27 protein-coding genes are annotated in these 26,220 nt (G+C 69.5%); 19 read left to right on the forward strand and 8 right to left on the reverse strand.

All coding sequences use genetic code 11. The features are described 5' to 3' along the window. Nucleotides 1-100: 100 nt before the first annotated feature. Nucleotides 101-775, reverse strand: a complete 675-nt coding sequence (crp, locus tag AC0KS4_RS26925) for a cAMP-activated global transcriptional regulator CRP (protein WP_007772229.1) — start codon at nt 773-775, stop codon at nt 101-103. Between the two features lie 103 nt (nt 776-878). Next, nucleotides 879-1,274, reverse strand: a complete 396-nt coding sequence (locus tag AC0KS4_RS26930; protein WP_225326162.1) for a hypothetical protein — start codon at nt 1,272-1,274, stop codon at nt 879-881. 173 nt (nt 1,275-1,447) lie between these two features. Between AC0KS4_RS26930 and nth the strand changes: the two genes are divergently transcribed. Genes nth through marP form a run of 4 tightly spaced genes read left to right on the forward strand, consistent with a single transcriptional unit; the run spans nt 1,448 to nt 4,891 of the window. Then, entirely contained in the window at nt 1,448-2,128 is a 681-nt protein-coding gene (nth, locus tag AC0KS4_RS26935; protein WP_238957260.1) for an endonuclease III, read from the forward strand. A gap of 32 nt (nt 2,129-2,160) precedes the next feature. Further along, nucleotides 2,161-2,838, forward strand: a complete 678-nt coding sequence (locus AC0KS4_RS26940; RefSeq protein ID WP_238955620.1) for a TlpA family protein disulfide reductase — start codon at nt 2,161-2,163, stop codon at nt 2,836-2,838. A gap of 29 nt (nt 2,839-2,867) precedes the next feature. Next, complete coding sequence (locus tag AC0KS4_RS26945) at nt 2,868-3,686, forward strand: NUDIX hydrolase (protein ID WP_238955621.1); 819 nt, start codon at nt 2,868-2,870, stop codon at nt 3,684-3,686. 11 nt (nt 3,687-3,697) lie between these two features. Further along, complete coding sequence (gene marP / locus AC0KS4_RS26950; RefSeq protein WP_225326165.1) at nt 3,698-4,891, forward strand: acid resistance serine protease MarP; 1,194 nt, start codon at nt 3,698-3,700, stop codon at nt 4,889-4,891. On the opposite strand, the gene AC0KS4_RS26955 is transcribed toward marP, so the two are convergent. Together AC0KS4_RS26955 and AC0KS4_RS26960 are read right to left on the reverse strand one after the other, a co-directional pair. Beyond that, on the reverse strand, nt 4,884-5,855 hold the full coding sequence (locus AC0KS4_RS26955) for an alpha/beta fold hydrolase (RefSeq protein ID WP_238955622.1): 972 nt from the start codon (nt 5,853-5,855) through the stop codon (nt 4,884-4,886). The genes marP and AC0KS4_RS26955 overlap by 8 nt on opposite strands. Then, nucleotides 5,856-6,380 (reverse strand): phage holin family protein, encoded by a 525-nt coding sequence (locus AC0KS4_RS26960; protein ID WP_238955623.1) that lies wholly within the window; start codon nt 6,378-6,380, stop codon nt 5,856-5,858. Between the two features lie 235 nt (nt 6,381-6,615). On the opposite strand from AC0KS4_RS26960, the gene AC0KS4_RS26965 reads away from it, so the two are divergent. After that, a complete protein-coding gene (locus AC0KS4_RS26965; RefSeq protein WP_238955624.1) occupies nt 6,616-7,314 on the forward strand; it encodes a S1 family peptidase in 699 nt (232 codons plus the stop codon). Nucleotides 7,315-7,324: 10 nt separating this feature from the next. Here AC0KS4_RS26965 and acs read toward each other — a convergent pair whose 3' ends face one another. Then, entirely contained in the window at nt 7,325-9,280 is a 1,956-nt protein-coding gene (acs, locus tag AC0KS4_RS26970) for an acetate--CoA ligase (RefSeq protein WP_238955625.1), read from the reverse strand. 135 nt (nt 9,281-9,415) lie between these two features. Here acs and AC0KS4_RS26975 point away from each other — a divergent pair, with 135 nt between their 5' ends. The 6 genes from AC0KS4_RS26975 to AC0KS4_RS27000 all read left to right on the forward strand — a co-directional run bounded on the left by AC0KS4_RS26975 (nt 9,416) and on the right by AC0KS4_RS27000 (nt 15,923). Then, on the forward strand, nt 9,416-9,961 hold the full coding sequence (locus tag AC0KS4_RS26975; protein ID WP_238955626.1) for a DUF4232 domain-containing protein: 546 nt from the start codon (nt 9,416-9,418) through the stop codon (nt 9,959-9,961). 133 nt (nt 9,962-10,094) lie between these two features. Further along, entirely contained in the window at nt 10,095-11,723 is a 1,629-nt protein-coding gene (locus AC0KS4_RS26980; RefSeq protein ID WP_238955627.1) for a peptide ABC transporter substrate-binding protein, read from the forward strand. Nucleotide 11,724: 1 nt separating this feature from the next. Beyond that, a complete protein-coding gene (locus AC0KS4_RS26985) occupies nt 11,725-12,651 on the forward strand; it encodes an ABC transporter permease (protein WP_238955628.1) in 927 nt (308 codons plus the stop codon). After that, nucleotides 12,644-13,519, forward strand: coding sequence for an ABC transporter permease (locus tag AC0KS4_RS26990; RefSeq protein ID WP_238955629.1), 876 nt, complete (start codon nt 12,644-12,646; stop codon nt 13,517-13,519). The genes AC0KS4_RS26985 and AC0KS4_RS26990 overlap by 8 nt, the downstream gene beginning before the upstream one ends. Next, the gene (locus AC0KS4_RS26995; RefSeq protein WP_238955630.1) at nt 13,516-15,153 is read left to right on the forward strand and encodes a dipeptide ABC transporter ATP-binding protein; all 1,638 of its coding nucleotides are present in this window, start codon (nt 13,516-13,518) and stop codon (nt 15,151-15,153) included. Before AC0KS4_RS26990 ends, AC0KS4_RS26995 begins: the two co-directional genes overlap by 4 nt. An 11-nt stretch (nt 15,154-15,164) precedes the next feature. After that, on the forward strand, nt 15,165-15,923 hold the full coding sequence (locus AC0KS4_RS27000; protein ID WP_225326175.1) for an oxidoreductase: 759 nt from the start codon (nt 15,165-15,167) through the stop codon (nt 15,921-15,923). Nucleotides 15,924-16,372: 449 nt separating this feature from the next. Here the strand turns inward: AC0KS4_RS27000 and AC0KS4_RS27005 are convergent, their stop codons facing one another. After that, the gene (locus tag AC0KS4_RS27005) at nt 16,373-17,230 is read right to left on the reverse strand and encodes an HAD-IB family hydrolase (protein WP_225326176.1); all 858 of its coding nucleotides are present in this window, start codon (nt 17,228-17,230) and stop codon (nt 16,373-16,375) included. Between the two features lie 512 nt (nt 17,231-17,742). On the opposite strand from AC0KS4_RS27005, the gene ssd reads away from it, so the two are divergent. The 7 genes from ssd to AC0KS4_RS27040 are packed head-to-tail and all read left to right on the forward strand — an operon-like array spanning nt 17,743 to nt 22,284. After that, nucleotides 17,743-18,801 (forward strand): septum site-determining protein Ssd, encoded by a 1,059-nt coding sequence (gene ssd / locus AC0KS4_RS27010; RefSeq protein WP_238957261.1) that lies wholly within the window; start codon nt 17,743-17,745, stop codon nt 18,799-18,801. Then, nucleotides 18,798-19,961, forward strand: a complete 1,164-nt coding sequence (locus AC0KS4_RS27015) for a TadA family conjugal transfer-associated ATPase (protein WP_225326177.1) — start codon at nt 18,798-18,800, stop codon at nt 19,959-19,961. The genes ssd and AC0KS4_RS27015 overlap by 4 nt, the downstream gene beginning before the upstream one ends. Further along, nucleotides 19,958-20,758, forward strand: a complete 801-nt coding sequence (locus tag AC0KS4_RS27020; RefSeq protein ID WP_238955631.1) for a type II secretion system F family protein — start codon at nt 19,958-19,960, stop codon at nt 20,756-20,758. The genes AC0KS4_RS27015 and AC0KS4_RS27020 overlap by 4 nt, the downstream gene beginning before the upstream one ends. A gap of 50 nt (nt 20,759-20,808) precedes the next feature. Next, nucleotides 20,809-21,405 carry a type II secretion system F family protein gene (locus tag AC0KS4_RS27025; protein ID WP_238955632.1) on the forward strand — a complete coding sequence of 199 codons (597 nt, stop codon included), beginning with the start codon at nt 20,809-20,811 and terminating at the stop codon, nt 21,403-21,405. Between the two features lie 18 nt (nt 21,406-21,423). Further along, a complete protein-coding gene (locus AC0KS4_RS27030; RefSeq protein WP_238955633.1) occupies nt 21,424-21,624 on the forward strand; it encodes a DUF4244 domain-containing protein in 201 nt (66 codons plus the stop codon). 35 nt (nt 21,625-21,659) lie between these two features. Continuing rightward, nucleotides 21,660-21,950, forward strand: a complete 291-nt coding sequence (locus AC0KS4_RS27035) for a TadE family type IV pilus minor pilin (protein WP_275254028.1) — start codon at nt 21,660-21,662, stop codon at nt 21,948-21,950. A 31-nt stretch (nt 21,951-21,981) separates the two neighbouring features. Next, complete coding sequence (locus tag AC0KS4_RS27040) at nt 21,982-22,284, forward strand: Rv3654c family TadE-like protein (protein ID WP_308011523.1); 303 nt, start codon at nt 21,982-21,984, stop codon at nt 22,282-22,284. Here AC0KS4_RS27040 and AC0KS4_RS27045 read toward each other — a convergent pair. Beyond that, the gene (locus AC0KS4_RS27045) at nt 22,281-23,306 is read right to left on the reverse strand and encodes a PAS domain-containing protein (RefSeq protein ID WP_225326181.1); all 1,026 of its coding nucleotides are present in this window, start codon (nt 23,304-23,306) and stop codon (nt 22,281-22,283) included. The two genes, AC0KS4_RS27040 and AC0KS4_RS27045, sit on opposite strands and share 4 nt — an antisense overlap. A gap of 80 nt (nt 23,307-23,386) precedes the next feature. Then, nucleotides 23,387-25,720, reverse strand: a complete 2,334-nt coding sequence (locus tag AC0KS4_RS27050; RefSeq protein ID WP_225326182.1) for a DEAD/DEAH box helicase — start codon at nt 25,718-25,720, stop codon at nt 23,387-23,389. Nucleotides 25,721-25,991: 271 nt separating this feature from the next. Between AC0KS4_RS27050 and cspA the strand changes: the two genes are divergently transcribed. Continuing rightward, nucleotides 25,992-26,195 (forward strand): cold shock protein CspA, encoded by a 204-nt coding sequence (gene cspA, locus AC0KS4_RS27055; protein ID WP_007772268.1) that lies wholly within the window; start codon nt 25,992-25,994, stop codon nt 26,193-26,195. Nucleotides 26,196-26,220 lie beyond the last annotated feature (25 nt).

The raw sequence follows: 26,220 nt of genomic DNA on the forward strand, positions 1-26,220 counted from the left end.
ACTCGCCCGGCGAGCGTTCGCGAGCGTAACCCCACTGCGAAATTGAACGCCGAAAATCGCAGCCACGTTACGTTCGCGGACCAACGATCGCGCCCGGGGCTTATCGAGCTCGGCGGGCCAATCGTTCGGAGTCCGAGATCAGCACGCTCTTGCCCTCGAGGCGGATCCAGCCGCGGTGGGCGAAGTCGGCCAGCGCCTTGTTCACCGTCTCCCGGGAGGCCCCCACCAACTGCGCGATCTCTTCCTGCGTCAGGTCGTGGGTGACCCGCATGGCGCCGCCTTCTTGGGTGCCGAAACGCTGGGCGAGCTGCAGCAGCTGCTTGGCCACCCGGCCGGGCACGTCGGTGAAGATGAGGTCGGCCAGGTTGTTGTTGGTGCGGCGCAGCCGTCGGGCCAGCACCCGCAACAACTGCTCGGCGATCTCGGGGCGATCGGCGATCCACGCCCGCAGGGCGTCGCGGTCCATCGACACCGCACGCACCTCGGTGATGGTGGTGGCGCTGGAAGTCCGCGGACCCGGGTCGAAGATCGACAGTTCGCCGAACATATCCGACGGGCCCATGATCGTCAGCAGGTTCTCGCGTCCATCGGGCGAGCGGCGACCGATCTTCACCTTCCCCGCGACGATGATGTAGAGCCGATCCCCCGGTTCCCCCTCAGCGAAGACTGTGTGTCCGCGGGGGAAGTCGACGGGTTGCAGCTGCTTGGTCAGCGCTGTGACCGCGCCGGGCTCAACCCCTTGGAAGATTCCTGCCCTTGCCAGGATCTCGTCCACGTTGCCTCTTCAACTTTCCCAGAAAATAAATGTATACGGGCAGGCTGATCCCTTGCTCGCGTGACGAGTCTAGAGGAACGCCATTGTGTCTAACGTGCCAACGCTACACACGATTGGCGTGTCGAGGTGCCCTAAATTGCGGATTGACGTGCGAATGGCCGTGGATTCGCGTCGGCAATGTCATCTCATCGCGGTCGACGAAGCCGACGGCAAATGACGGCGCGGCGTGGCGCGGCCCGTCGGTGCGCCCGGTCAGCACGGGGCCGGACAGTTGCCGGGCCTCCCGTCGATGCAGGTACTCGAGCGCCTCGGGCATGCCTTCGCAGGCCAGGGTGCGCATATCGACGTCGCCCGCGCGCTCGAGAAACTCGTCGACATCGGCCACCGCCAGGGCGTCATGGGTGAGTTCGAATTCGAGCCGACCCAGACCGAGCGCCGCCAGCATCAGCAGCACCGGAACGCCGGCTACCAGCAACCATGACACACGAAGAGTAAACATGGCCTTGCATCAACACGAGGTCTCGGCGAGATCACGAAATCAGTACTCTGTCGTAGGTGACAGTGGCAAAGTCGTCCGGGCGGTCGAAGTCGACGCCGGCCCAGCCCGGTGGCGTCGAGGCCCGGCGCTGGTCGCAGGAATCCCGAATTGGCTTGGTGCGACGGGCGCGGCGGATGAATCGTGCGCTGGCACAAGCGTTTCCGGACGCGCACTGCGAGCTGGACTTCACCACGCCGCTGGAGCTGACGGTCGCCACCATCTTGTCCGCGCAGAGCACCGACAAGCGGGTCAATCTGACGACGCCGGCACTGTTCAAGCGGTACCCGTCGGCGCTCGACTACGCCCAGGCCGACCGCGCCGAACTGGAAACCCTGATCCGCCCGACCGGCTTTTTCCGCAACAAGGCGTCCTCGCTGATCGGCCTCGGCCAGGCCCTGGTCGAACGGTTCGAGGGCGAGGTGCCGGGCACCATGGGCGAGCTGGTCACGCTGCCCGGTGTGGGCCGCAAGACCGCCAACGTGATCCTGGGCAACGCCTTCAGGGTCCCGGGCATCACCGTCGACACGCATTTCGCGCGGCTCGTGCACCGGTGGCGCTGGACCACGGACAACGACCCGGTCAAAATCGAGCACTCCGTCGGCGAGCTCATCGAGCGCAGTGAGTGGACCATGCTGAGTCACCGGGTGATCTTTCACGGCCGACGGGTGTGCCACGCGCGCAAACCCGCGTGCGGCGTCTGCCTGATCGCCAAGGACTGCCCCTCCTTCGGCCTGGGACCCACCGAGGCGCCGCTGGCCGCGCCCCTGGTGCGGGGTCCGGAAACCGAGCACCTGCTCGCGCTGGCCGGGCTGTAACCCGCGCCGGAACCGACTCGCACAGGGACCGCATGCCGATGTGGAGGCCGACGCTCACCCGGAAGGCTCGCTGGCACATCGCGATTCTGGCGGTGGTCGTGGCGCTCATCGCGGCGCTGGTGGCGCAGCTGCGTGACCACCCGGCCACGACGGGGCCCCCGGCGACCGAACGTGGCGATCAGACCGCGGCGGACCGGGAACACCGCGACGCCGACACCCCGGCGGCGTTGGCGGGTCCGCGGCAACGGGCCGGCCTGGCGCCGTGCCCCGGTGCCGGAAGCGGTCCCGGCCCCGAGGCGCTGCGCGGCGTGACGGCGGAGTGCGCGGCCGACGGTTCGGTCGTCGATGTCGCCCGCGCGGTGGCCGGGCGCCGTGTGGTCCTCAACTTGTGGGCGTATTGGTGCGCGCCGTGCGCCGCCGAACTGCCCGCGATGGCCGAGTATCAACGGCGGGTCGGTTCGGACGTGACGGTGGTGACGGTGCATCAGGACGAGAACGAGACCGCCGCCTTGCTGCGGCTGGCCGAGCTCGGCGTTCGGCTGCCGACCTTGCAGGACGGTCGTCGCCGGGTCGCGGCCGCGCTGCGGGTGGTAAATGTGATGCCCGCGACGGTGGTTCTGCGGCCGGACGGTAGCGTTGCGCAGACGCTGCCGCGAGCTTTCACCACTGCCGACGAGATCGCGGCGGCGATCGGAACCGACAGGGGATAAGCGGAAAAATTGAACCGACTGGAGGGGCCGTGAGTGCTGGGGGTTCGCCCCTGCGGAATGGGGACCCCGCCCCCACACGCGGGACCGTTCCGCTGACGCCCGACGCCTGCCCGTCCTGGCTGCGTCCACTGGTCGACAACGTCGATGACGTTCCGGATGCGGCCCGGCGCCGGCTGCCGGCCGACGTGCTGGCGATGATCACCACCAAGGCCGCGTCGGCGGTCACCGCCCTGCGCGGAGGCGCCCGCGAAGCCGCGGTCCTGGTGTTGTTCTCCGGCCCGCAATCCGGTCCACCCGATGGCGGTCTCCCCGACGACGCCGACCTGTTGGTCACCGTGCGGGCGTCGACCTTGCGTCACCACGCCGGCCAGGCGGCGTTCCCCGGTGGCGCCGCCGATCCCACCGACGACGGCCCGGTGGCCACCGCCCTGCGCGAGGCCCACGAGGAAACCGGAATCGACGTCAGCAGGCTGCATCCGCTGGCCACCCTGGAGCGAATGTTCATCGCGCCCTCGCAGTTTCACGTCGTCCCAGTGTTGGCGTACTCGCCGGATCCCGGTCCGGTTGCCGTGGTCAACGAGGCTGAGACGGCGATCGTCGCACGAGTTCCGGTGCGCGCCTTCATCAATCCGGAAAACCGGTTGATGGTGTACCGCGGCGACCTCGGCCGCCGGTGGGCCGGCCCGGCGTTTCTGCTCAACGAGATGCTGGTCTGGGGATTCACTGGCCAGGTGATCTCCGCGTTGCTCGACGTCGCCGGCTGGGCGCAGCCCTGGGACACCGCCGACGAGCGGGAGCTGGACGCGGCGATGGCGCTGGTCGGTGAACGGGGCGAGACCCGCCGATGAACATGAATTCGATGACCCCGTCGCAGTGGCTGGATATCGCCGTACTGGCGGTCGCCTTCATCGCGGCGGTCTCGGGTTGGCGGTCGGGGGCGTTGGGTTCGCTGCTCTCGTTCGTGGGGGTGTTGCTCGGCGCGATCGCCGGGGTGTTGCTGGCGCCCCACCTCGTCAGCCACATCGCCGCCCCGCGCGCCAAATTGTTTGCGGCACTGTTCTTGATCCTCGCGCTCGTCGTCATCGGTGAGGTCGCCGGCGTGGTGTTGGGGCGAGCAGTCCGGGGCGCGATCCGCAGCCGCTCCATCCGCACTCTCGACTCGGTCATCGGGGTGGGAGTGCAGCTCGTCGTGGTGTTGACCGCCGCGTGGCTGTTGGCGACGCCGCTGACGCAGTCGAAGGACCAGCCGGAGCTGGCCGCCGCGGTCCGGGGTTCGCGAGTGTTGGCTCAGGTCAACGAGGTTGCACCGCCTTGGCTCAAGACGGTGCCCAAGCGGCTGTCCGCGCTGCTGAACACCTCCGGCCTGCCCGCCGTGTTGGAGCCGTTCAGCCGGACCCCGGTCATCCCGGTCGCCTCACCCGACCCCGAGCTGGCCCGTAATCCGGTGGTGCAGTCCACCGCCCCCAGCGTGGTCAAGGTGCGCAGCCTGGCCCCCAGCTGCCAGAAGGTGTTGGAGGGCAGTGGATTCGTGATCGCGCCCGACCGGGTGATGACCAATGCGCACGTGGTGGCCGGGTCCAACAGCGTTCAGATCTACGCCAGCGGCAGCCCCCTCGACGCGACCGTGGTGTCCTACGATCCGTCGGTCGACATCGCGATCCTGGCGGTCCCCAACTTGCCGCCACCACCGTTGCCGTTCGCGCAGACCGAGGCGAAGACGGGTGCCAGTGTCGTCGTGCTCGGTTATCCGGGCGGGGGCAACTTCACCGCGACACCGGCCAGGATCCGGGAGCTGATCAAATTGAGTGGGCCCGATATTTACCGGGACCCGGCGCCGGTCACCCGCGACGTCTACACGATCAGAGCCGGTGTGGAGCAAGGCAATTCGGGTGGACCGTTGATCGATCTCGACGGCCATGTGCTCGGTGTGGTGTTCGGCGCGGCCGTCGACGACCCCGACACCGGCTTTGTGCTGACCGCCGACGAGGTGGCCGGTCAGCTCGCCAAAATCGGTGACACGCAGACGGTGGGCACCGGGTCCTGCGTCAGTTGAGGCCGGCTCGGGACGCGTGCACCTGGTCGAGGAATCTCGTCAGGTGCCTGTTGACTTCCTCGGGCGCCTCTTCGTGGCTGAAATGCCCTGCGCCCGAGATGGATACGTAGCGCCCCTGCGGCGCATAACGTTGCGTCCGATCGACCGGGTCGGCCAGCACGTAGGGATCCGCCTCGCCGCGTAGGTGCAACAGCGGCACACTGAGCTGCTGGCACATCGACCTCATGAACCGCCGGCCCTCGTCGCGCAGCTGGCTGCGCGCCGCCCAGCGCTGGTATTCCAGCGCGCAGTGCGCGGCCCCCGGAATCTGTATCACCGTCCGCAGATGGCCGATGGTCTCGGAAAAGTCCTCGGATGCAAGCCATTTCGCGCAGCTACGGCTGCGGACCAGGTGTTCGATCTCCGCCGCGTTGTTGCGGGTCAGCAGGCGCTCGGGCCACAACGGCAGTTGGTATGGCAGCAATGTCTGCAACAGCGCGTAACCCTGGTCGCGTCGCGTCAATGTGGATCGCCGCAACGCCGCCGGGTGCGGCGAGCTGATCAGCGCGATGGCCGACACCAGCCGCGAATGCAGCAGCGCGGTGGCCCAGCAGGCCAGCCCGCCGTCGGCGTGGCCGACCAGCGTCGCCGAGGAGTGCCCGAGCGCACGGATGAGTCCGGCCGTGTCCCCGGCCAGCGTCCAGCCGTCGTAGCCGCGGGGCGGCTTGTCGCTGCCCCCGTAACCGCGCAGGTCGACCGCGACCACGCGCGCGCCGGTGAGCCCGCGCAGCTGGTGACGCCAGGACCACCAAAACGACCCGAATCCGTGCAGCAGCATCACCAACGGCCGCGCCGTCGGCGGCAGGCCGCCGGCATCGCGGGGAGGAAGGGCCTCCACGACGTGAAAGCGGATGCCGTTGGCGTGCACATCCAGGTGGCGCCACGGCCCGTCGATGCGGGTTACCGACGGATCGGGCGGCGCCATCTACCCGCCCGAGGGATCGCCGGCGGCTTCGTCGCCGCGCTTCGCGTGCCTGCCGTGCGGCTGGGTGAGTTGCTTGTCATGGCCCGGCGTGAGCGCGGTGCGGGTCTCCTTGACCGATTCGATCGTCTGGCGCGGCCCTCGAATCCGGCGCACCTTGAGGAAGCCCAGCAAGGCGAGTGCGGCGCCGACCACCACCATGATCCCGAAGACGATCAGGTACGCCACCCAGCGCCACAGCCAGGTGTCGAGCAGTTCGGCGACGAAGAAGAAGAAAAAGAAGGTGGAGTAGAACAGCACCACGAGCGCGGCGATGAAGAAAACGCTACCGGTGAGGCCCTTTTTGACGTCGCGGGTAATTTCGGCGCGGGCCAGTTCGACTTCGGCGCGCACCAACGTGGAGACCTGGGTCGTCGCGTCCTTGATCAGGTCGCCGATCGACGACTCGGCGGGCTTGGCGTGCGGGTCGGTCAACGGAATCGTGGTCAGCGTGCTGGGCACACCGTTCTTGCCATCGGCTTTGCTCACAGACCGTCCTCTTTCGTCGTCGCCAGGCTCGCTGTCGTCGCGGTTCATGTTGCCACGTGGCGCCTGGACAGGAGAAGCCAGACGAGGCCGGCCGAACATGCGACCGCCCCCTGGCCAGTTGGGTTCGGCCAGAACGCGGTCGGCCGGGACGCGCGGCCGAAGCGAACATGGCGCCCCGGCCGATTACACTCGGCCAAGCCGGTCGCGATGTCCGGCCGACGATGGGAGTGAGGCTGTGCGGAGGGCGCACCGATGCTTCTTGGTGGCGATGGTTGCCCTGCTCGTGGCCGTGCTCGGTTCGCATGGCCACGCCGCCGCCGCTGATGTCAGGATCCCGCTGGGGGGTGGGGCGGGCATCGTTGTCAACGGCGACACCATGTGCACGCTGACCACCATCGGTGGGGATGCCGCGGGCGACCTCATCGGATTCACCTCCGCGCACTGCGGGGGCCCGGGCGCTCAGGTCGCCGCCGAGGGCGCGGAAAACGCGGGGATATTGGGCACCATGGTCGCCGGCAACGACAACCTCGACTACGCGGTGATCAAGTTCGATCCGGCCAAGGTGACACCGGTGGCGAACTTCAACGGCTTCTTGATCAGCGGCATCGGCCCGGACCCGGCCTTCGGCGAGATCGCCTGCAAACAGGGCCGCACCACCGGCAATTCGTGCGGCGTCACCTGGGGGGCGGGCCAGACCCCGGGCACCATCGTGATGCAGGTCTGTGGCCAACCGGGTGATTCCGGCGCGCCGGTGACCGTCAACAATGAGTTGGTCGGAATGATCCACGGCGCGTTCAGCGACAACCTGCCGACATGCATCGTCAAGTACATCCCGTTGCACACCCCGGCGGTGGTCCAGTCCTTCAACGCGATCCTGGGCGACATCAACGCCAAGCACCGCCCCGGTGCGGGGTTCAGCCCGCTGCCGGCCTGAACGGCACCGGCTACTTCGCCGCCCTGATCGCGTCGAACACGCCGGGGTCGAGCAGCGTTGAGGTGTCGCCCAATTCGCGGTTCTCGGCGATGTCGCGCAACAGCCTGCGCATGATCTTGCCGCTGCGGGTCTTGGGCAGCTCGGGCACCACGTGCACCTCGCGCGGACGCGCGATGGGGGAGATCTCCCGGGCCACCTCGACGCGCAGGTCGTCGACGATTCCGTCGTGCACCTCGAAATCCGCGCACAGGACGACGAACGCGCAGATGGCCTGACCGGTTGTCTCGTCGGTCGCGCCGACCACCGCCGCCTCGGCCACCGCGGCGTGGCCGACCAACGCCGACTCCACCTCGGCCGTGGAGAGCCGATGGCCCGACACGTTCATCACGTCGTCGATGCGGCCGACCACCCAGATGTCGCCGTCGGCGTCGTAATAGGCGCTGTCACCGGCGAAATACCAGCCTTGCTCGGCGAATCGGGACCAGTAGGTCTCGACATAACGTTGCGGGTCGCCCCAGATGCCGCGCAGCATCGACGGCCACGGCTGGTCCAGCACCAGGTAGCCGGTGACGTGCTCGCCCTTGTCCTCGCCCGGCGGCGGCAGCTCCTCGCCGTGGTCGTCGACGATCTTCGCCGAGACCCCCGGCAGCGGCCTCATCGCCGAACCCGGTTTGGCCGCAGCGACTCCCGGCAACGGGGAGATCATCGTGGCGCCCGTCTCGGTCTGCCACCAGGTGTCGACGATCGGGAGGCGCTCGGCGCCGATCACCTTCCGGTACCAGCGCCACGCTTCGGGGTTGATCGGCTCGCCGACCGACCCCAGCAGCCGCAGGCTGGACAGGTCGTGCGCATCGGGGATCTCGCGGCCCCACTTCATGAACGTGCGAATCAGCGTGGGCGCCGTGTAATAGATTGTCACACCGTACTTTTCGATGATCTCGAAATGACGGTGCTGGGTCGGGCTGTCGGGTGTGCCTTCGTAGAGCACCTCGGTGACCCCGTTGGCCAGCGGACCGTACACACCGTAGGTGTGTCCGGTGACCCAGCCGATGTCGGCGGTGCACCAGAACACGTCGGTGTCGGCCTTGATGTCGAAGACGTAGTAGTGCGTGTAGGCGGCGTGGGTCAGGTAGCCGCCGCTGGTGTGCACGATGCCCTTGGGCTTGCCGGTGGTTCCCGAGGTGTACAGCAGGAACAACGGCTGCTCGGCGCCGAACGGCTCCGGGGTGTGTTCGGGGGAGGCGGCGTCCACGACGTCGTGCCACCACAGGTCGCGGTCGTCATTCCAGGACACGTCAATTCCGGTGCGCCGCACCACCACAACGTGCTCGATGGGGCTGTCCGGGCCCGAGACCGCCTCGTCGGCGGCGTCCTTGAGGGGCGCGGGCTTGCCGCGGCGGAACTGCCCGTCGCTGGTGATCAGCAGCTTGGCGTCGGCGTCGGCGATGCGGGCCTGCAACGCTTTGGCGGTGAAGCCCGCGAACACGACGCTGTGCATGATGCCCAGGCGCGCGCAGGCCAGCATCGCGATCACCGCCTCGGGGATCAGCGGCAGGTAGATCGCGACGCGGTCACCGGCCATCAGGCCGAGATCGGTCAGCGCGTTGGCGGCCTTGCACACTTCGGCTTGCAGCTGCGAGTAGGTCAGGCTGCGGTGGTCACCGACGGGCTCGCCCTCCCAGTGGATGGCGACCCGATCCCCGTGGCCGGCCTCGACGTGGCGGTCGACGCAGTTGTACGCGACGTTGAGCTTGCCGTCAGCGAACCACTTGGCGAACGGCGCGTCGGACCAGTCCAGCACCTCGGTGAACGGCGTCGCCCAGGACAGCCGATTGGCCTGGTTCGCCCAGAAGGCCAGCCGGTCCTGTTCGGCTTCGCGGTACAGCTCCTCGCCCGCGTTGGCCTGTTCGACGAAGTGCGCCGACGGGGGATACGACGAGGGGCCCGCAGGGTGGGTTGCGGTCACTGGCTTCTCCTGTGTCGAGACTGCGCCGTTGGCTGGCCGACTGCGAGCCTAGCTGTGTGCGGCGTGGCTCTGCGAGCGGCATTTGTGCGGCCGAATCCGGGGTCAAAGTGTGCCCTCAGGGCGGATAATCACCGTGTGCCGTGTCATGGGCGGAGCATCCGCCGACTAGCCTCCAGCTTCGCCGCGGCCGCAACGACTTACGCCGCCGCCGCCACGGTGCTGGGGTGGCCCGCGTCGGCCATGCCGGCCGACACCGTCGACGCGCCGACGCCGTGCTGGTCGGACCAGATCGCCGTGTCCGCCTCCCCGACGGAGGCCGCGGTGGGGCACCGCGCGGTGACCCTGATCTTCACCCTCGCCGGCGGCGCGGAGCCCTGCACCATCGCCGGATACGCCGGGGTCGACTCGGGCGCCGGCGGCCCATTGGTGCACGCCCGGCCCACGTTGCGCGGATACATGGGCGGCCTGCCCAGCGGCGTCAACGTCGCGCCCGCCGTCATCCTGTCCATCTCGACCCAGGGCCAGGCGATCGTCGAGGGCGTCGCCGTCGACGGTGAGGGAAAGCCGTGCCCCACCTACACGGACTTGCTCGTCAATCCACCCGGCACCACCAACGTGGTGACGGTGTCGGCCACCATCGAGGCCTGCGAGTTGCAGGTGCATCCCGTCACCGCGGTCTGAGCGAGCCAGTCGGCCCTGGCCAGACAGTAGACCCGCGCGGGGACGACCACCCGGGGGTTCTAGGTCGCAGACGCGGTCGTGGCACTTCACCGCCGCACGACTTCAGGCCCTAGGGTCGGGTGTCATGCGTGCGATGCGGACCCCGCCGGCCTTGCTGGCCCCGCTCATCGCCGCGATGCTCGCGGTCGCCTCGCTGGCCGGATGCGGCGGCGGTGTGCTGAGTCCGGATCTGGTGATGGTCAACGGCGGCGAACCGCCCAACCCACTGATCCCGACCGGCACCAACGACAGCCAGGGCGGCCGGATCCTCGACCGGCTCTTCGCCGGCCTGATGTCCTACGATGCCGCCGGCCACCCGTCGCCCGAGGTCGCCCAGTCGATCGACACCACCGACAACGTCAACTACCGCGTCATCCTCAAACCCGGCTGGACGTTCACCGACGGCTCACCGGTGACGGCGCATTCGTTCGTCGACGCCTGGAACTATGGGGCGCTGAGCACCAATGCCCAACTGCAGCAATGCTTCTTCGGCCCGATCGACGGCTTCGACGCGGTCGCCGGCCTCACCGGGGACGGCAAGCCGACCGCGACCACGATGTCGGGGTTGCGGGTGATCAACGACCTGGAGTTCACCGTCCGGCTCAAGGCGCCGACCATCGACTTCAGGATGCGGTTGGGACACAGCGCCTTCTATCCGTTGCCGGCGGCCGCCTTCCGGGACATGAGCGGGTTCGGCCAGCACCCGATCGGCAACGGGCCGTACCAACTCGCACAAGGCCCCGACGGTCCGGCGTGGGAGCACAACGTCCGAATCGACTTGCGGCCCAACCCCGGATATCGCGGCAACCGCAAGCCACACAACAAGGGGCTGCGCTTCGAGTTCTACGCGAACCTGGACACCGCCTACGCCGACCTGCTGTCGGGCAACCTCGACGTGCTGGACACCATCCCGCCCAGCGCCCTGCCGGTCTACAAGCGCGACCTCGGCGACAAGGTCACCAGCGGTCCGGCCGCGATAAACCAGAGCCTCGACACCCCGTTGCGGCTGCCGCATTTCGGGGGCGAGGAAGGCCGGCTGCGCCGCCTGGCGCTGTCGGCCGCCATCAACCGGCCGCAGATCTCCCGGCAGATCTTCGCCGACACCCGCAGTCCCGCGCGCGATTTCACCGCCCGATCACTGCCGGGGTTCGATCCGAACATCGCCGGCAGTGACGCGTTGGACTTCAATCCCGATCGGGCGCGGCGACTTTGGGCGCAGGCCGATGCGATCTCGGCCTGGAGCGGACGCTACGCGATCGCCTACAACGCCGACGCGGGACACCAGGACTGGGTGGACGCCGTGGCCAACAGCATCAAGAACGCGCTCGGCATCGACGCGGCAGGCGCGCCGCAACCGACCTTCGCGGGGTTTCGCACCCAGATCACCAACCGCAGCATCGCCACCGCGTTTCGCGCCGGATGGCAGGGCGACTACCCGTCGATGATCGAATTCCTCGCCCCGCTGTTCGGCACCGGCGCGGGATCCAACGACGTCGGCTACTCCAGCGAGAAGTTCGACGCCGCGCTGGCGGCCGCCGAAGCCGCACCCGACCTGGCGCAGGCCACCGGGCTGGCCAACGACGCCCAACGAATCCTGTTCCACGACATGCCCGTTGTTCCGCTGTGGAACTACATCAGCGTGGTCGGATGGTCACCCGAGGTCAGCAACGTCACGGTCACCTGGAACGGGTTGCCCGACTACGAGAACATCGTCAAGGCTTGACATGGGCTGGTACATCGCGCGCCGGATCGCCGTCATGGTGCCCGTGTTCCTCGGCGCCACGTTGCTGATCTACGGCATGGTCTTCCTGCTGCCCGGCGACCCTTTGGCCGCGATCGCCGGCGATCGCCCCCTGACGCCGGCCGTCGCCGCGCAGCTGCGCACCCGCTATCACCTCGACGACCCGTTCATCGTGCAGTACTTGCGCTACCTCGGCGGCGTTTTGCATGGCGACCTGGGCCGCGCCTACTCCGGGCTTCCCGTCAGTGACGTTCTCGCACACGCGTTTCCGGTCACCCTGCGGCTGTCGTTGATCGCCCTGGCCGTCGAGGCGGTGCTGGGAATCGGGTTCGGGCTGGTCGCGGGCCTGCGTGCGGGTGGCCTTTTCGATTCGACGGTGTTGATCACCGGCCTGGTCATCATCGCGATCCCCATCTTCGTGCTGGGATTCCTCGCGCAGTTCGTGTTCGGGGTCCGGTTGGGCATCGCCCCGGTGACGGTGGGACAACGAGCCACCTTCGCGCGCCTGCTGTTACCCGGAATCGTGCTGGGCTCGGTGTCTTTCGCTTATGTGGTGCGGTTGACCCGGTCGGCGGTGGCCGCCAACGCGCATGCCGACTACGTGCGCACCGCCACCGCCAAAGGATTGTCACGGCCCCGGGTTGTGACGGTGCACATCCTGCGCAACTCGCTGATCCCGGTCGTGACGTTTCTGGGAGCGGACCTGGGCGCGCTGATGGGCGGTGCCATCGTGACCGAAGGCATCTTCAACATTCACGGCATCGGCGGGGTGCTCTACCAAGCCGTCACCCGGCAAGAGGCGCCCACCGTGGTCTCGGTCGTGACCGTGCTGGTGATGATCTACCTGCTCACCAATCTGATGGTGGATCTGCTGTACACCGCGCTGGATCCCCGGATCCGTTATGGCTGAGCCGAACACCGCACGGGGCGGATTCTGGCGCGACACGTGGCGGCGGTTGCACCGGCGCCCGAAGTTCATCGGTGCGGCGCTGTTGATCGCGTTCATCGTTGCCGTCGCGATGTTTCCGGCGTTGTTCACATCCGTGGATCCGACTTATGCCGATCCCGGCCAGAGCCTGCTGCCCGCGTCGCGCGCGCACTGGTTCGGCACCGACTTGCAGGGCCACGACGTGTACGCGCGCACGGTGTACGGCGCGCGCGCCTCGGTCACGGTCGGCCTGGGGGCCGCCGCGATCGTGTTCGTCGTGGGCGGCGCGCTGGGCGCGTTGGCCGGCTTCTACGGCGGCTGGATCGACGCGGTGGTCTCCCGTGTCACCGACGTGTTCTTCGGGCTGCCGTTGCTGCTTGCCGCGATCGTGCTCATGCAGGTCCTGCACCATCGCACGGTGTGGACGGTGATCGCGATCCTCGCGTTGTTCGGTTGGCCGCAGGTGGCCAGGATCGCGCGCGGTGCGGTGCTCTCGGTGCGCGCAAGCGACTACGTCCTCGCCGCTAAAGCGTTGGGGATGAGCAGGTTTCAGATCCTGCTCCGGCACGCGCTACCCAACGCCCTGGGCCCGGTCATCGCGGTGGCCACCATCGCCCTCGGCCTTTTCATCGTCACCGAGGCCACCTTGTCGTACCTCGGTGTCGGATTGCCGACCTCGGTGGTGTCGTGGGGCGGCGACATCAATCTCGCCCAGACGCGGCTGCGGGCGGGCTCGCCCATCCTGTTCTATCCCGCCGGCGCCCTGGCCATGACCGTGTTGGCCTTCATGATGATGGGCGACGCGCTGCGCGACGCGCTGGATCCGGCGTCGAGGGCGTGGCGGGCATGAGCGCAACCGCCCCGCCACTGCTGTTGGTGGACGGCCTGGAAGTCAGTTTCGGCGGTCAGGCCGCGGTGTGTGGCCTGGACCTGTCCGTGCTGCCCGGTCAGACCGTCGCCGTCGTGGGCGAATCGGGATCGGGGAAATCCACCACCGCCGCGGCGATCCTCGGACTCCTTCCGCCCGGCGGGCGAATCACCGGCGGGCGCATCGTGTTCGACGGCGTCGACATCTCGGCCGCCGACCGCCGAGCGATGCGTGCGATCCGGGGTCGGGAGATCGGCTACATTCCGCAGGATCCGATGACCAACCTGAACCCGGTGTGGAAGGTCGGCTTTCAGATCCGGGAAGCGTTGCGGGCCAACACCTCCGACCCGCACACCCGTGAACGCGCGGTGGAGCTGCTCGCCGCGGCGGGGATGTCGGACCCGGTGAAAGACGCCGGGAGCTACCCGCATCAGCTGTCCGGCGGCATGTGCCAACGTGCGCTGATCGCGATCGGGTTGGCGGGCCGGCCGCGGCTGTTGATCGCCGACGAGCCGACGTCCGCGCTGGATGTCACGGTGCAACGGCAGGTGCTCGACCACCTGCAGCGGCTCACCACCGAACTGGGCACGGCGCTACTGCTGATCACGCACGACCTGGCCCTGGCCGCCGAGCGTGCCGAGTCCGTGGTCGTCGTCCATCGCGGCGTCGTCGTGGAATCCGGTGCGGCGCAGCCGATCTTGCAAAGCCCGCAGCACGAATACACCCGGCGGCTGGTCGCCGCGGCTCCTGCACTGGCGGTCCGGGGCGCCGCGCGGTCGCGCCCGAGAGCCGTGCAGCCGGACGGGGGCGACGCCGACGAGATCCTCGTCGCCTCCGAGTTAACCAAGGTCTACCGCGAATCCCACGGTGTTCCGTGGCGGCGCGGCGAATTCCGCGCCGTAGATGCGGTGTCGTTTCGGCTGCGCCGCGCGCGCACGCTGGCGATCGCCGGGGAATCGGGGTCGGGAAAATCGACCCTGGCGCGGATGGTGCTCGGCCTGCTGCCGCCCACCTCGGGCGCGGTGGTTTTCGACGGCACCCGAATCGACGACGCGATGCCCCGGGACGCGCAGCTTGCTTTCCGCCGGCGGGTGCAGCCGGTGTTTCAAAATCCTTACAGCAGCCTGGATCCCATGTACTCGGTGTTTCGTGCCATCGAGGAACCGTTGCGGATTCACCGGGTCGGCGACCGCAGGCAGCGCGCACAAGCGGTGCATGACCTCGTCGACCAGGTGGCGCTGCCGTCGTCGGTGTTGGATCGCCTGCCCCGCGAACTGTCCGGTGGCCAACGCCAACGGGTGGCGATCGCTCGCGCGCTGGCGTTGCGTCCCGAAGTGCTGGTGTGCGACGAGGCGGTGTCGGCGCTCGACGTTCTGGTTCAGGCGCAGATCCTGGACCTGTTGGCCGATCTGCAGGCCGAACTGGGGCTGGCCTACTTGTTCATCAGCCATGACCTCGCGGTGATCCGGCAGATCGCCGACGACGTGTTGGTGATGCGCGCGGGCCGCGCGGTGGAGCACGCGCCCACCGAGGAGCTGTTCACTCGCCCCGGCCACGAGTACACGAGGCAGCTGTTGGAGGCTATCCCGCACGCGCGGACAATCCGACGGAGATAGGTTGTCAAGCTGTGACGGCTGATCCTCTGGCCCCCCTGATGGAACTGCCCGGCGTCGCCGAGGCGAGCGACCGCGCCCGCGAGGCGCTGGGGCGCGCCCATCGCCACCGGGCCAACTTGCGCGGCTGGCCCGTGACCGCCGCCGAGGCCGCGCTGCGGGCGGCGCGCGCGTCGTCGGTTCTCGACGGCGGTCCCATCCGACTGGAGGATCTCGCCGACGCCGGAAAGGTCAGCGATCCGGTGTTCGCGGGCGCGCTCCGGGTGGCGCAGGCGCTCGAGGGCGGCGAAGGCCCCGTCGTGGGCATCTGGCGGCGCGCGCCCCTGCAGGCGCTTGCCCGTCTGCACATGCTGGCCGCGGCCGATCAGACCGACGCCGAGCACCTGGGTCGCCCGCGCGCCGATGCGGGCGTAGGGCCGCGGCTGGAGCTGTTGGCGGAGTTGGTGAATGGCCGCACCCAGGCGCCGGCCCCGGTGATCGCCGCGGTCGCGCACGGTGAGTTGTTGACGCTGAAGCCATTCGGCAGTTCGGACGGCGTGGTCGCCCGCGCGGTGTCGAGGTTGGTGACCATCGCCAGCGGGCTGGACCCGCACGGCTTGGGGGTGCCCGAGGTCAGCTGGATGCGTCAGCCCGCGGCGTACCGCGACGCGGCACAGGGTTTCGCCGATGGCACGCGCGAGGGGGTGGGCGCGTGGCTGGTGCTGTGTTGCCGAGCGATGCAAGCCGGTGCGAAAGAGGCTCTGGCGATCGCCGACTCGATGTCGAATCGGTAGCTGAAGCAGGGGCCGAAAGGCCGGGAAATCGGCACCGGAAAAGGGCCGGAAAAGTGTAGAGCGGGCGACGTTCCGAATGATCGGTCCGCCGCCCGCTAGCACGGGACTCGGTTACCAAGCGTGCATTTCGGGGCTGCGTGGGTTGGCCTCGGCGATCTTGCGACGCTTCTGGTTGCAGCCCCACCCAAAGGGCCGTCGACACTTCCGCTTTTCGCAATTACGCAGGCCCGCAACACTTCTGCCATTTTCGCGGCTATGACTCCGCGTGGGTGCCGGGCACCGTGCTGGGCGCCCGGATCGGGAGATCGAACCTTCTCTTCCGGATCGACCTAGGCCTCACCGGGCTTCCGTGGTTCCTTTGTACTACTAGACCCTTAGCACAGCAAGGCCCAATTTGGCGAATGCCGCCAAGGCGCATTGGATGGCGCGCCTCACGTGTTTGCTGTGGCTTAGAACGCGTAGCGGCGCAACAGCGAGTAGGTGACCGCGCCGGCGGCGAGCGCGCTGATGCCCACCGCCGCGGTGGTGGCGATCGCCGCGCCGGACGGCGCCGGGATGCGGTCCCGCAAGGACACCGGGCGGGAGAAGGACATCACGGGCCAGCCGCGTTCGACGGCTTCCCTCCGCAACCCGCGGTCGGGATTGACGACGCTGGGGTGACCGACCGTCTCGAGCATCGGCAGGTCGGTGATCGAGTCGGAGTAGGCGTAGCAGTGTTCCAGCGGATAGCCCTCGCGAGCGGCCAGCTCGCGGATCGCTTGGACCTTGCCCTCGCCGTAGCAGTAGAACGCGATCTCGCCGGTGTACCGACCGTCCTCGACGACCATCCGGGTGGCCATCGCGTGGGTGGCGCCCAGGGCCCGGGCGATCGGCGCGACGATTTCCTCGCCCGAGGCCGACACCACCACGACGTCACGCCCGCACAATTTGTGGGCGGCGATCAGATCGGCGGCTTCGGCGAACACCAGCGGGGTCACGATGTCGTGCAGCGTCTCGTTGACGATCGATTTGACCTGTTCCACGTCCCAGCCGGTGCACATATTGGTCATGTGCGCCCGCATCCGATCCATCTGGTCATGATCGGCACCGGAGAGCAAATAGATGAATTGGGCGTAGCTGGACTTGAGCACGGCGCGCCGATTGAGCAGGCCTTGTGCGAAAAACGGTTTGCTGAACGCCAGCGTGCTGGACTTGGCAATGATCGTCTTGTCGAGGTCGAAGAAGGCCGCCGTGCGGGCGCGGGACGTGGTGCTTGCCGCTGATTGGCCCGCGGCTGACTGCTCGGCAGCCGGGTCGAAGACGGTCACGGACCCAGCATAGGTCGACGGTGCCGTCGTGCCGCGGTCCCGCACCGGAAATGGCCGCTCAGGGCCGTGCGGGTGGCCGGTGGAGCAGTGTTTTCGCGGCTCAAGGTCATTTTTCAGTAAATGATCTATTGCGTTATTGCGGACTGTCATGTGTATAGTAAGCATTACTCGGCCTGAGCCGAGGGTGTATCAGCCCGACCCCCCGGGGCTGATGCACGACGACCCTCGCCTCCTCCCCCCCTGGCGGGGGTCGTCCCTTTTCTCGGGTCTTTTTGGGCCGTTTCCCCCCGGTTTCGGGCGCTGGGATTGGCCCTCGATGCGTTGCGGGGAGTTCGTCCGTCGTCGCTGGCGCACCGCCGCCGCGCGCGGTTTGTGCACACTCACGTCTCTATCCCCAAATCCGCGTTTGGGACTGGTGTGCCAAGGTTGGGGCCCCGCACAGTGGGCGGATGACCGGCACCTCCACGGCGGAAGCCGCCCACCGCGCCGAGGGTTCCGCGGGTGTATTGGCGATGGTGGCGGAGCCCGAACTGCGCGCAGAAGTGGAGCGCGTGGCGGCAGCGGCGGGGGTTCGCGTCGTGCATGCCGGCGACGCGACGCCGGTGAGCCGCAAGACCTGGGCGGCGGCCGCGGCCGTCGTGCTGGACGCGGGGGCGGCGGCGCGCTGCGAGCGCTGGGCGCTGCCACGCCGCGATCATGTGACCGTCGTGACCGCGGCCGAGCCCGACCCGACGACGTGGGCGGCCGCCGTCGGCGTCGGCGCCGGGCACGTGCTGCGACTGCCCGGGCACGCGGCCGAGCTGGTTGGCGAACTCGCCGAAGCCGCCGAGTCGTCGCGCGACGACGGGTCGCGCGGCCACGCGGTCGCCGTCATCGGGGGCTGCGGCGGCGCCGGCGCCTCTGTGCTCGCGGTCGCTCTGGCTCACGCCGCCAGCGAAGCGCTGCTGGTGGACCTCGACCCGTGGGGTGGCGGCATCGAATTGTTGCTCGGCGGTGAAAACGCGCCGGGGTTGCGCTGGCCGGACCTTGCGCTGCGCGGTGGGCGGCTCACCTGGCCGGCGGTGCGCGATGCGTTGCCGCGACACCGCGGAATCAGCGTGCTCTCCGGAACTCGGCGCGGGTACGAGGTGGACGCCGGTGCGGTGCACGCCATCGTCGAGGCGGGCCGTCGGGGCGCGGTCAGCGTGATCTGCGACCTGCCTCGCCGCTTCACCGACGCGACCCACGCCGCCTTGAGCGCCGCCGACCTTGTCGTGGTCGCCAGCCGCTGTGACGTGCGGGCCTGCGCGGCGACCACGGCGATGGCGCCGGCCCTGGCGTCCGTCAATCCCAACGTGGGCCTGGTGGTGCGGGGACCGTCGCCGGGAGGACTGCGGGCCGCGGAGGTCGCCGAGATCGCCGGCCTGCCGTTGCTGGCGGCGATCAAAGCGCAGCCGCAACTCGGCGAGCAGGTGGAACGCGGCGGCCTGCGATTGGGGCGGCGGTCGGCGCTCGCGGCGGCGGCCCGCGAGGTGCTTGGGGTGCTGCCGCCCGCCGGCGCGCGGGCGGCGCGGAACGGGCGGGCGGCGTGAGTGGTTCGCTGATCGAGCGCGTCCGCGAGCGACTGGCCGGCGAAGCCGGGCCGCTGGGGCCTTCGGTGGTGGCCGCCGCGATCCGGGCCGAGTCCGGCGGGATGCTCGGCGACACCGAGGTGCTGGCCAATCTCCGCGTGCTGCAGACCGAACTCACCGGCGCCGGCGTTCTCGAACCGCTGCTGTGCGCGGACGGTACGACCGACGTCTTGGTCACGGCACCGGACGCGGTATGGGTCGACGACGGCAACGGCTTGCGCCGAACGGGGATTCGCTTCCGCGACGAGGCCGCGGTGCGGCGCTTGGCGCAGCGACTGGCGCTAGCCGCCGGACGGCGGCTGGACGACGCGCAGCCCTGGGTAGACGGCGAGCTGACCGGCATCGGGGCCGGGGGGTTCGCGGTGCGGCTACATGCCGTGCTGCCGCCGGTGGCCGCCGCCGGCACCTGTTTGTCGCTGCGGGTGCTGCGGCCGGCCAGCCAGGACTTGGCGGCCCTGACCGCCGCGGGTGCGATCGAGCCCGCGGCCGCTGCGCTGGTCGCCGACATCATCGCCGCCCGGCTGGCGTTTTTGGTGAGCGGCGGAACCGGCGCGGGCAAGACGACTTTGCTGGCCGCGATGTTGGGCGCCGTGCCGCCCGCCGAACGGATCGTCTGCGTCGAGGATGCCGCCGAATTGGCGCCGCGGCACCCGCATCTGGTGAAACTCGTCGCGCGGTGCGCCAACGTCGAAGGCGTCGGCGAAGTCCCGGTGCGCCAACTGGTCCGGCAGGCGCTGCGGATGCGGCCCGACCGCATCGTGGTCGGCGAGGTCAGGGGCGCCGAAGTGGTCGACCTGCTGGCCGCGCTGAACACCGGGCACGACGGGGGCGCGGGCACCGTGCACGCCAACAACCCCGGCGAGGTCCCCGCACGCCTGGAAGCGCTGGGCGCGCTCGGCGGTCTCGATCGGGCGGCCCTGCACAGCCAACTCGCCGCGGCCGTGCAGGTGCTACTGCATGTCGAACGCGACCGCACCGGTCGGCGGCGACTCGCTGAAATCGCTGTGCTGCAACCGGTTCGAGGACAGGTCCGGGCGGTCACGGTGTGGCACGCGGATCGGGGGATGACCGACGACGCCCCGCAACTGCGGCGCGTCCTGCAAAGCCGGATGCCGGCGTGAACGGCCCGCAGGCCGGCGCGCTGCTGTTGTCGCTCGCGCTCGTGGTCGGTCGGCCCTCGCCCCGGCGCCGGCTGCGCCCGGTGGCGTCGCCGCGCCGGCGGCTCCCGTCGAACGAGCTTCGCGGGGCGGGCTGGGCGGCTGTGGGTCTCGGCTGTGCCGCCCTGGTCCTGCTGCCGCTGACGACCGTTCTGTGCATCGCGGTCGTGGGCGCGACAGTGAGCCTGCGCTATCGGCGTCGCCGCCGCATGCGACGCGCGACGCGGGAGGGCCGCGCGCTGGAAACCGCGCTTGATGTGCTCGTCGGTGAGCTGCGGGCGGGCTCCCATCCGGTGCGCGCGTTCGGCGTCGCCGCCGACGAGACCGCCGGCGCGGTCGCGGACTCGCTGCGCTCGGTGGCGGCGCGGGCCCGGTTGGGTGCCGATGTCGCGGCCGGGCTGGCCGCCGCGTCGCACTCGTCGGCGCTACCCGCGCATTGGGAGCGGCTCGCGCTGTGCTGGCGGCTGGCCAGTGACAATGGGTTGGGGATAGCGACCCTGATGCGCGCCGCCCAGCGCGATATCGCTGAGCGGCAACGGTTCTCGGCCCGCGTGGCATCGAGCCTGGCCGGTGCGCGCGCGACCGCGGCGATACTGGCCGCCCTGCCGGTGCTCGGGGTGCTGCTGGGTCAACTGATCGGGGCCCGACCGCTGGCCTTCCTGCTGGGCGGGCACGTGGGCGGGTGGCTCCTGCTCATCGGTTCGACGCTGGCCTGCGGCGGGCTGTTGTGGTCGGACCGCATCGTCGATCGGGTGGCGTGATGAACCGCGCCGGTGACGATGCAGAGCGAAGCGATGAGGAGGAGCGGCGCATGAACCTCGTGGCGGTGCTGCTGGCCGCGGCGCTGTGGATTGGACCCGGTCCCTCGCTGACGCGACGGCGTGCCGGGACGCCGCTGCGCGGCGGCCGGGCGCGGGGGACCGCCGCGCGAACCGGCGGCCCGGACCCGCTGGCGGTCGCGTCCTGTCTCGACGTGCTGGCCGTGTGCCTGGGGGCGGGCATGGCGGTGTCGACCGCCGCGGCGGCCGCCGCGCCATCCGCGCCGCCACAGCCGGCCCGCGTCCTGCGCCGGGCCGCCGACCTGCTGGCGCTGGGCGCCGATCCCGCTGTGGCATGGGCGATTCCGTCGGACCTACCGGCGAGCCCGGACGATACGCACGTCGACGCGCTGCTGCGGTTGGCGCGGCGTTCGGCGTCCTCGGGCGCGGCGCTGGCCGGTGGCGTCGCCGAGTTGGCCGACCAGTCCCGCCACGACGCCGCACACGCGGCCACCGCCGCCGCCGAGCGGGCCGGGGTGCTCATCGCCGGGCCGCTGGGCCTGTGCTTCTTGCCGGCGTTCGTCTGCCTGGGCATCGTCCCGGTGGTGGCCGGATTGGCCGGTGAGGTGCTGCAGTCGGGTCTGCTGTGAAACGAAAGGAAGTCCTTGATGATCAACATGTTTCGCGAACTCGCCGCGCGCGTGGTCGTGCTGGCGGCCGACGAGTCGGGCATGTCGACGGTCGAGTACGCCATCGGCACGATCGCGGCGGCGGCGTTCGGCGCGGTGCTGTACGCGGTGGTCACCGGCGATTCCATCGTGTCGGCGCTGACCAACATCATCGGCCGTGCGCTCAACACCAAGGTGTAGCCGGTAGTGCCGGCGCGAGCACCGTCGAGGCGGCGTTGGGCATCGCATCGCTCGTGGTGGTGCTGGTGCTGTGCCTGGCCGGCGTCAGCGCGGTTTCGATGCAGGTGCGCTGCATCGACGCCGCTCGCGAGGCCGCCCGACTGGCCGCTCGCGGCGACGAACGCTCCGCCGTGGCCGCCGCTCGCCGACTCGCCCCTGCCGGGTCGCGAATCGACCTGCACCGCGACGGCGACTTCCTGGTCGCCACCGTGGTCGCGCACTCGAAGTTGTTGCCCGCCAGTGTCATTGACGCAAAGGCGGTCGCCGCGGTCGAGCCGCCCCGATGATCGGGGCTCGGCCACATTGGTCGCGGCCTGGATGGTCGTGGTGCTGCTATGGGCGACCGGCGTCGCCGCCTACCTCGGCTCGGCGGTGGTGGCCCGTCACCGCGCACAGGCGGCGGCCGACCTGGCCGCCCTGGCCGCGGCGGCGCGCCTGGCGTCCGGATCCGACGCGGCCTGCACCCACGCCGCGGTCGTCGCCCGCGCGATGCGGGTCGACGACATCGGCTGTGTGGTCGACGGTCTCGATGTCGTCATCACGGCGCGGGTGGCGGTCGTCGTCGCCGGTACGGCACGGGCCACCGCGCGGGCGGGGCCGGCGGTCGCAGGAAAGGACTAGGGCGCTTGTGACAGCCCCGCGGCGACCAGCTCGTCATCGGTGGGCAATCGCAGGGAGACCAGCCCCGCGTACGTATCCGGCTCCAGCTCCACCCGGTTGACGGTGATGTGCACCGGCACCCAGTCCCCGTCGTGCCCGGGCATGCGCAGCACCCGACTGGTGGCGCCCCCGTCGAATTCCCTTGTCATGGCGGTCATCACGTCCTGATCGTCGGGGTGGACGCGTGGCTTTCCCGTCTCGCTGCGTCGCCAGTCGTAAAAGGTGCAGGGCTCGTCGAGCCATTTCAACAGGGTCCAGTTGTTGAGGTCGATCAGCGCGCGGTGCACCCCGGCCTGGGCGAGGCCGCTGAGGATCCGTTGCGCCAGGTCGTCGGTCGACACCGCCGGGCCCTTCAGTTCGGACTGCCAGTTGATCGCTCGCGCCACCAAGTGCTCCCGGCCGTCGGGCCCCGGCTCCAAGATCGTGCGCGCGACGAAACCTATCCGGATCGCCTTGCCGCGCCAGTCGGTGAGATCCCAGGTGCTGCACAATGTTTGGTCGGGCTTGGCCTTGACCGCCATCGCGAGCACTTTGGTCTCGTTCGGGTTGAGTTCACGGGACGGGAGATCCTCGGCGAAGGCCCTGCCGAAGGTGACTTCGACTTCGGGGTTCTTGCCGCTGTTGATCAGCGATTCGCGGGTGTCGGTCGCCACACCCAGGGTCAGGTCCCACTTCAGCGGCCCCGGAATCGGGCGCTCGGGCGGGTCGATGTCGGAGGGCCCGGTCCACACGTGCACGCCGTGGATGAGACCGTCGGACATCACCACCGGTTCGGTGCGAATGATGCGATCACGCTTGGGTGTGATGCTGGTCAGGCCCTGCCCGGTCTGCACCGATTCGGCGATCGCGGTTCGCACCGCGGCGAGATACGGGCTGCGGCGCAGGAAGGTGGCGATCGGGACGAGATTCTTCAGTTGGCGCCCCTGCGCCACAACGGTGGGATCCCCACCGAGCGTCTCCACGAGCAACCAGTCGTGGGCCATGCGGCTGAGTTTACGGCGACGGGACGCGCCCGTGGGAGCGGGTGAACCGACGGGCGACCTCGCCGGCTCCGCCGGTTTGCTCAGCGTGACTCTCGTGCCAGCTCCGCGAGGACCAACCGCAGCACCTGTACCGCGCCGGCCTTGTCGAGCGGGTCGTTGCCGTTGCCGCACTTGGGGGACTGCACGCACGACGGGCACCCCCGCGGGCATTCGCACGCCTCGATGGCGCCGGCCGTCGCGCCGAGCCACGTGCGGGCCTTTCGAAAGCCCCGTTCGGCGAATCCCGCGCCGCCCGGATACCCGTCGTAGACGAAGACACTGGGCAGCCCGTCGGGCTCGGGTCCCACCGCGGTGGACAAGCCGCCGATGTCGCCGCGGTCGCAGCTGGCGACCAACGGCAGCAGCCCGATGGCCGCGTGCTCGGCCGCATGCAATGCCCCGGGAATCCGCGTGCCGTCAATACCGTTGCGCTGCAACGCATCCTCGGTGATGGTGTACATCACCGAGGTGGTGGCCAGCGTGTGCTCCGGCATGTCCAATTCGATGAAGTCGATCACCTCCCCGGAGAGCCGGCGGCGCAGATACCCCACCACCCGGTGCGTGACCCGAACCGGGACCAGCCCCAGCGTGACCGGACCGAAGGCCGAGCGCTCGCCGGTGCCGGTGACGGCGATGTCGGTGATCTCCCGCGCGAACGTCGCATAACCGGGGTCCTCGGCGTGGACGAAGGCGATGCCCTCCTCGGTGTCCAGCGAGTCCACCACGTAGCTGTCGCCTTGATGCAGGTACACCGCTCCCGGGTGCACCGAGACCGGTGCCTGGCCGACGCCGGCGCTGCCCAGCAACCGCCCGGTGTCGGTCTCCACGATGACGATCTGCCCGCCCACCGAGCCCCGGATGTCCACCGCGGCATGCGGTTCCAGACCGGGCACCGGAAAGTACTTGCCGCTTCGCCGCCGCAGCAGCCCGTCATCGACCAGGCCGTCCGCCACGTCGGTGGCGCCGAGTTCGCGGACCTCGACCTCGTCCAGCGGCAGTTCGGTTGCCGCGCAAAGCAATTGCGGACTCAGGATGTACGGGTTCCCGGGGTCGATGACGACCCGCTCGACCGGCTTGTCCAGCAGCGCGGCCGGGTTGTGCACCAGATACGTGTCCAGCGGATCGTCACGGGCGATCAGCACCACCAGCGCCCCCTGGCCGCGCCGTCCGGAGCGGCCGGCCTGCTGCCAGAACGAGGCGACGGTGCCGGGAAAACCGGCGAGCACCACCGCGTCCAACCCGGCGATGTCGACGCCCAGCTCCAACGCATTGGTGGTGGCCAGGCCGCGCAACCGGCCCTCGGCCAGGGCACGCTCCAGCGCGGTGCGGTCCTCCGCGAGATACCCGGCCCGATACGACGCCACCGTCCGGGAAAGCTCCGGGGCGATGTCGTCCAACCTCGCCTGGGCGCCCAGCGCGGTCAATTCCGCCGCGCGGCGCGACCGTACGAAGGTCAGGGTCTGGGCTCCCTCGGCGATCAGGTCGGCCATGACGCGCGCCGCCTCCGCACCCGCCGAGCGCCGCACCGGCGCGCCGTTCTCGCCAACCAGGTCGGCCCGCAGCGCGGGTTCCCACAGTGCCACGGTCCGCGCCCCCTGGGGTGAACCGTCTTCGGTGACCTCCTGAACCGGAAGCCCGATGAGCTCGGCGGCCGTCGCTCCCGGGGAATCCGTTGTCGCGCTGGCGAAGATCACCGTCGGCGCACTCGAATAGCGGGCGCACAACCGCAACAAGCGGCGCAGCACCATCGCCACATTGGAGCCGAACACCCCACGGTAGTAATGACATTCGTCGACCACCACGAAGCGAAGACCCCGCAACAGGACGGCCCAGCGGGCATGGTTGCGCAGGATCGACACATGGATCATGTCGGGGTTGGAGAACAACCAGCGGGAGCGCTCCCGCGCGAAGCGGCGCACCTCGGCGGGGCTGTCGCCGTCGTAGGCGGTGGGCGCCACCGCAAAACCGGGGTCATGCAGCCGCGGAACCGCCGCGGTCAGTGCGTGCGCGGCCCGCAGCTGGTCATGCCCCAGGGCCTTGGTCGGCGACAGGTAGAGCACCCGGGCCCGCGGATCGGTCGCCAGCGCGTTGAGGACGGGGAGCTGATAGGCCAGCGACTTGCCGGACGCGGTGCCGGTGCTCACCACCACATGGCGGCCCGCGTAGGCCAGGTCCGCGGCCGCGAACTGATGCGACCAGGGTGCGGCGATCCCGCGGTCGGCGAACGCCTTGACCACGTCGGGCTCGGCCCACGCCGGCCAATCGGCCGGCCGGCCGCCGCGCGGCGGCAGCTCGGCGACGTGGCGCAGCGGGCGTTCGTCCGTCGCGGTTCCGGCGAGCGCGGCGGCAAGCAGGTCACTGCCGAAACTCGCCATCTCACCCCGCTTGGCATCGCTGCCCGAATCGCACTTCACATCAGGCAAACACACAAGTCTGTCGCCGACGCGATGAACATGGTTGACTAATTGCGGTCGCAGCTTCTGTGTTCGTGTCAAACTTTCGCAGGATCGACGTTGCGGCCGCGGTTCCTGCGAGGTTAATCGGTCGGGTGAAGTTCCGGCGACTCAGCGAGGTATGGCGGTCGTACCAGGCCCGGGGCATCGAAAGGCGATGCCCCGCACCCAGAAGAAAAGGAAAGATCGAGAGATGCCACAGGGAACTGTGAAGTGGTTCAACGCGGAGAAGGGCTTTGGGTTCATTGCCCCCGAAGACGGTTCCGCGGATGTGTTTGTCCACTACACGGAGATCCAGGGTTCGGGCTTCCGCACCCTCGAAGAGAACCAGAAGGTCGAGTTCGAAATCGGCCACAGCCCTAAGGGCCCCCAGGCCACCGGAGTCCGCTCCCTGTAGAGGAGAGCAGACCTGAGACGGATAC

This window comes from Mycobacterium sp. NTMscope_MAC_12 (genome assembly GCF_976985675.1).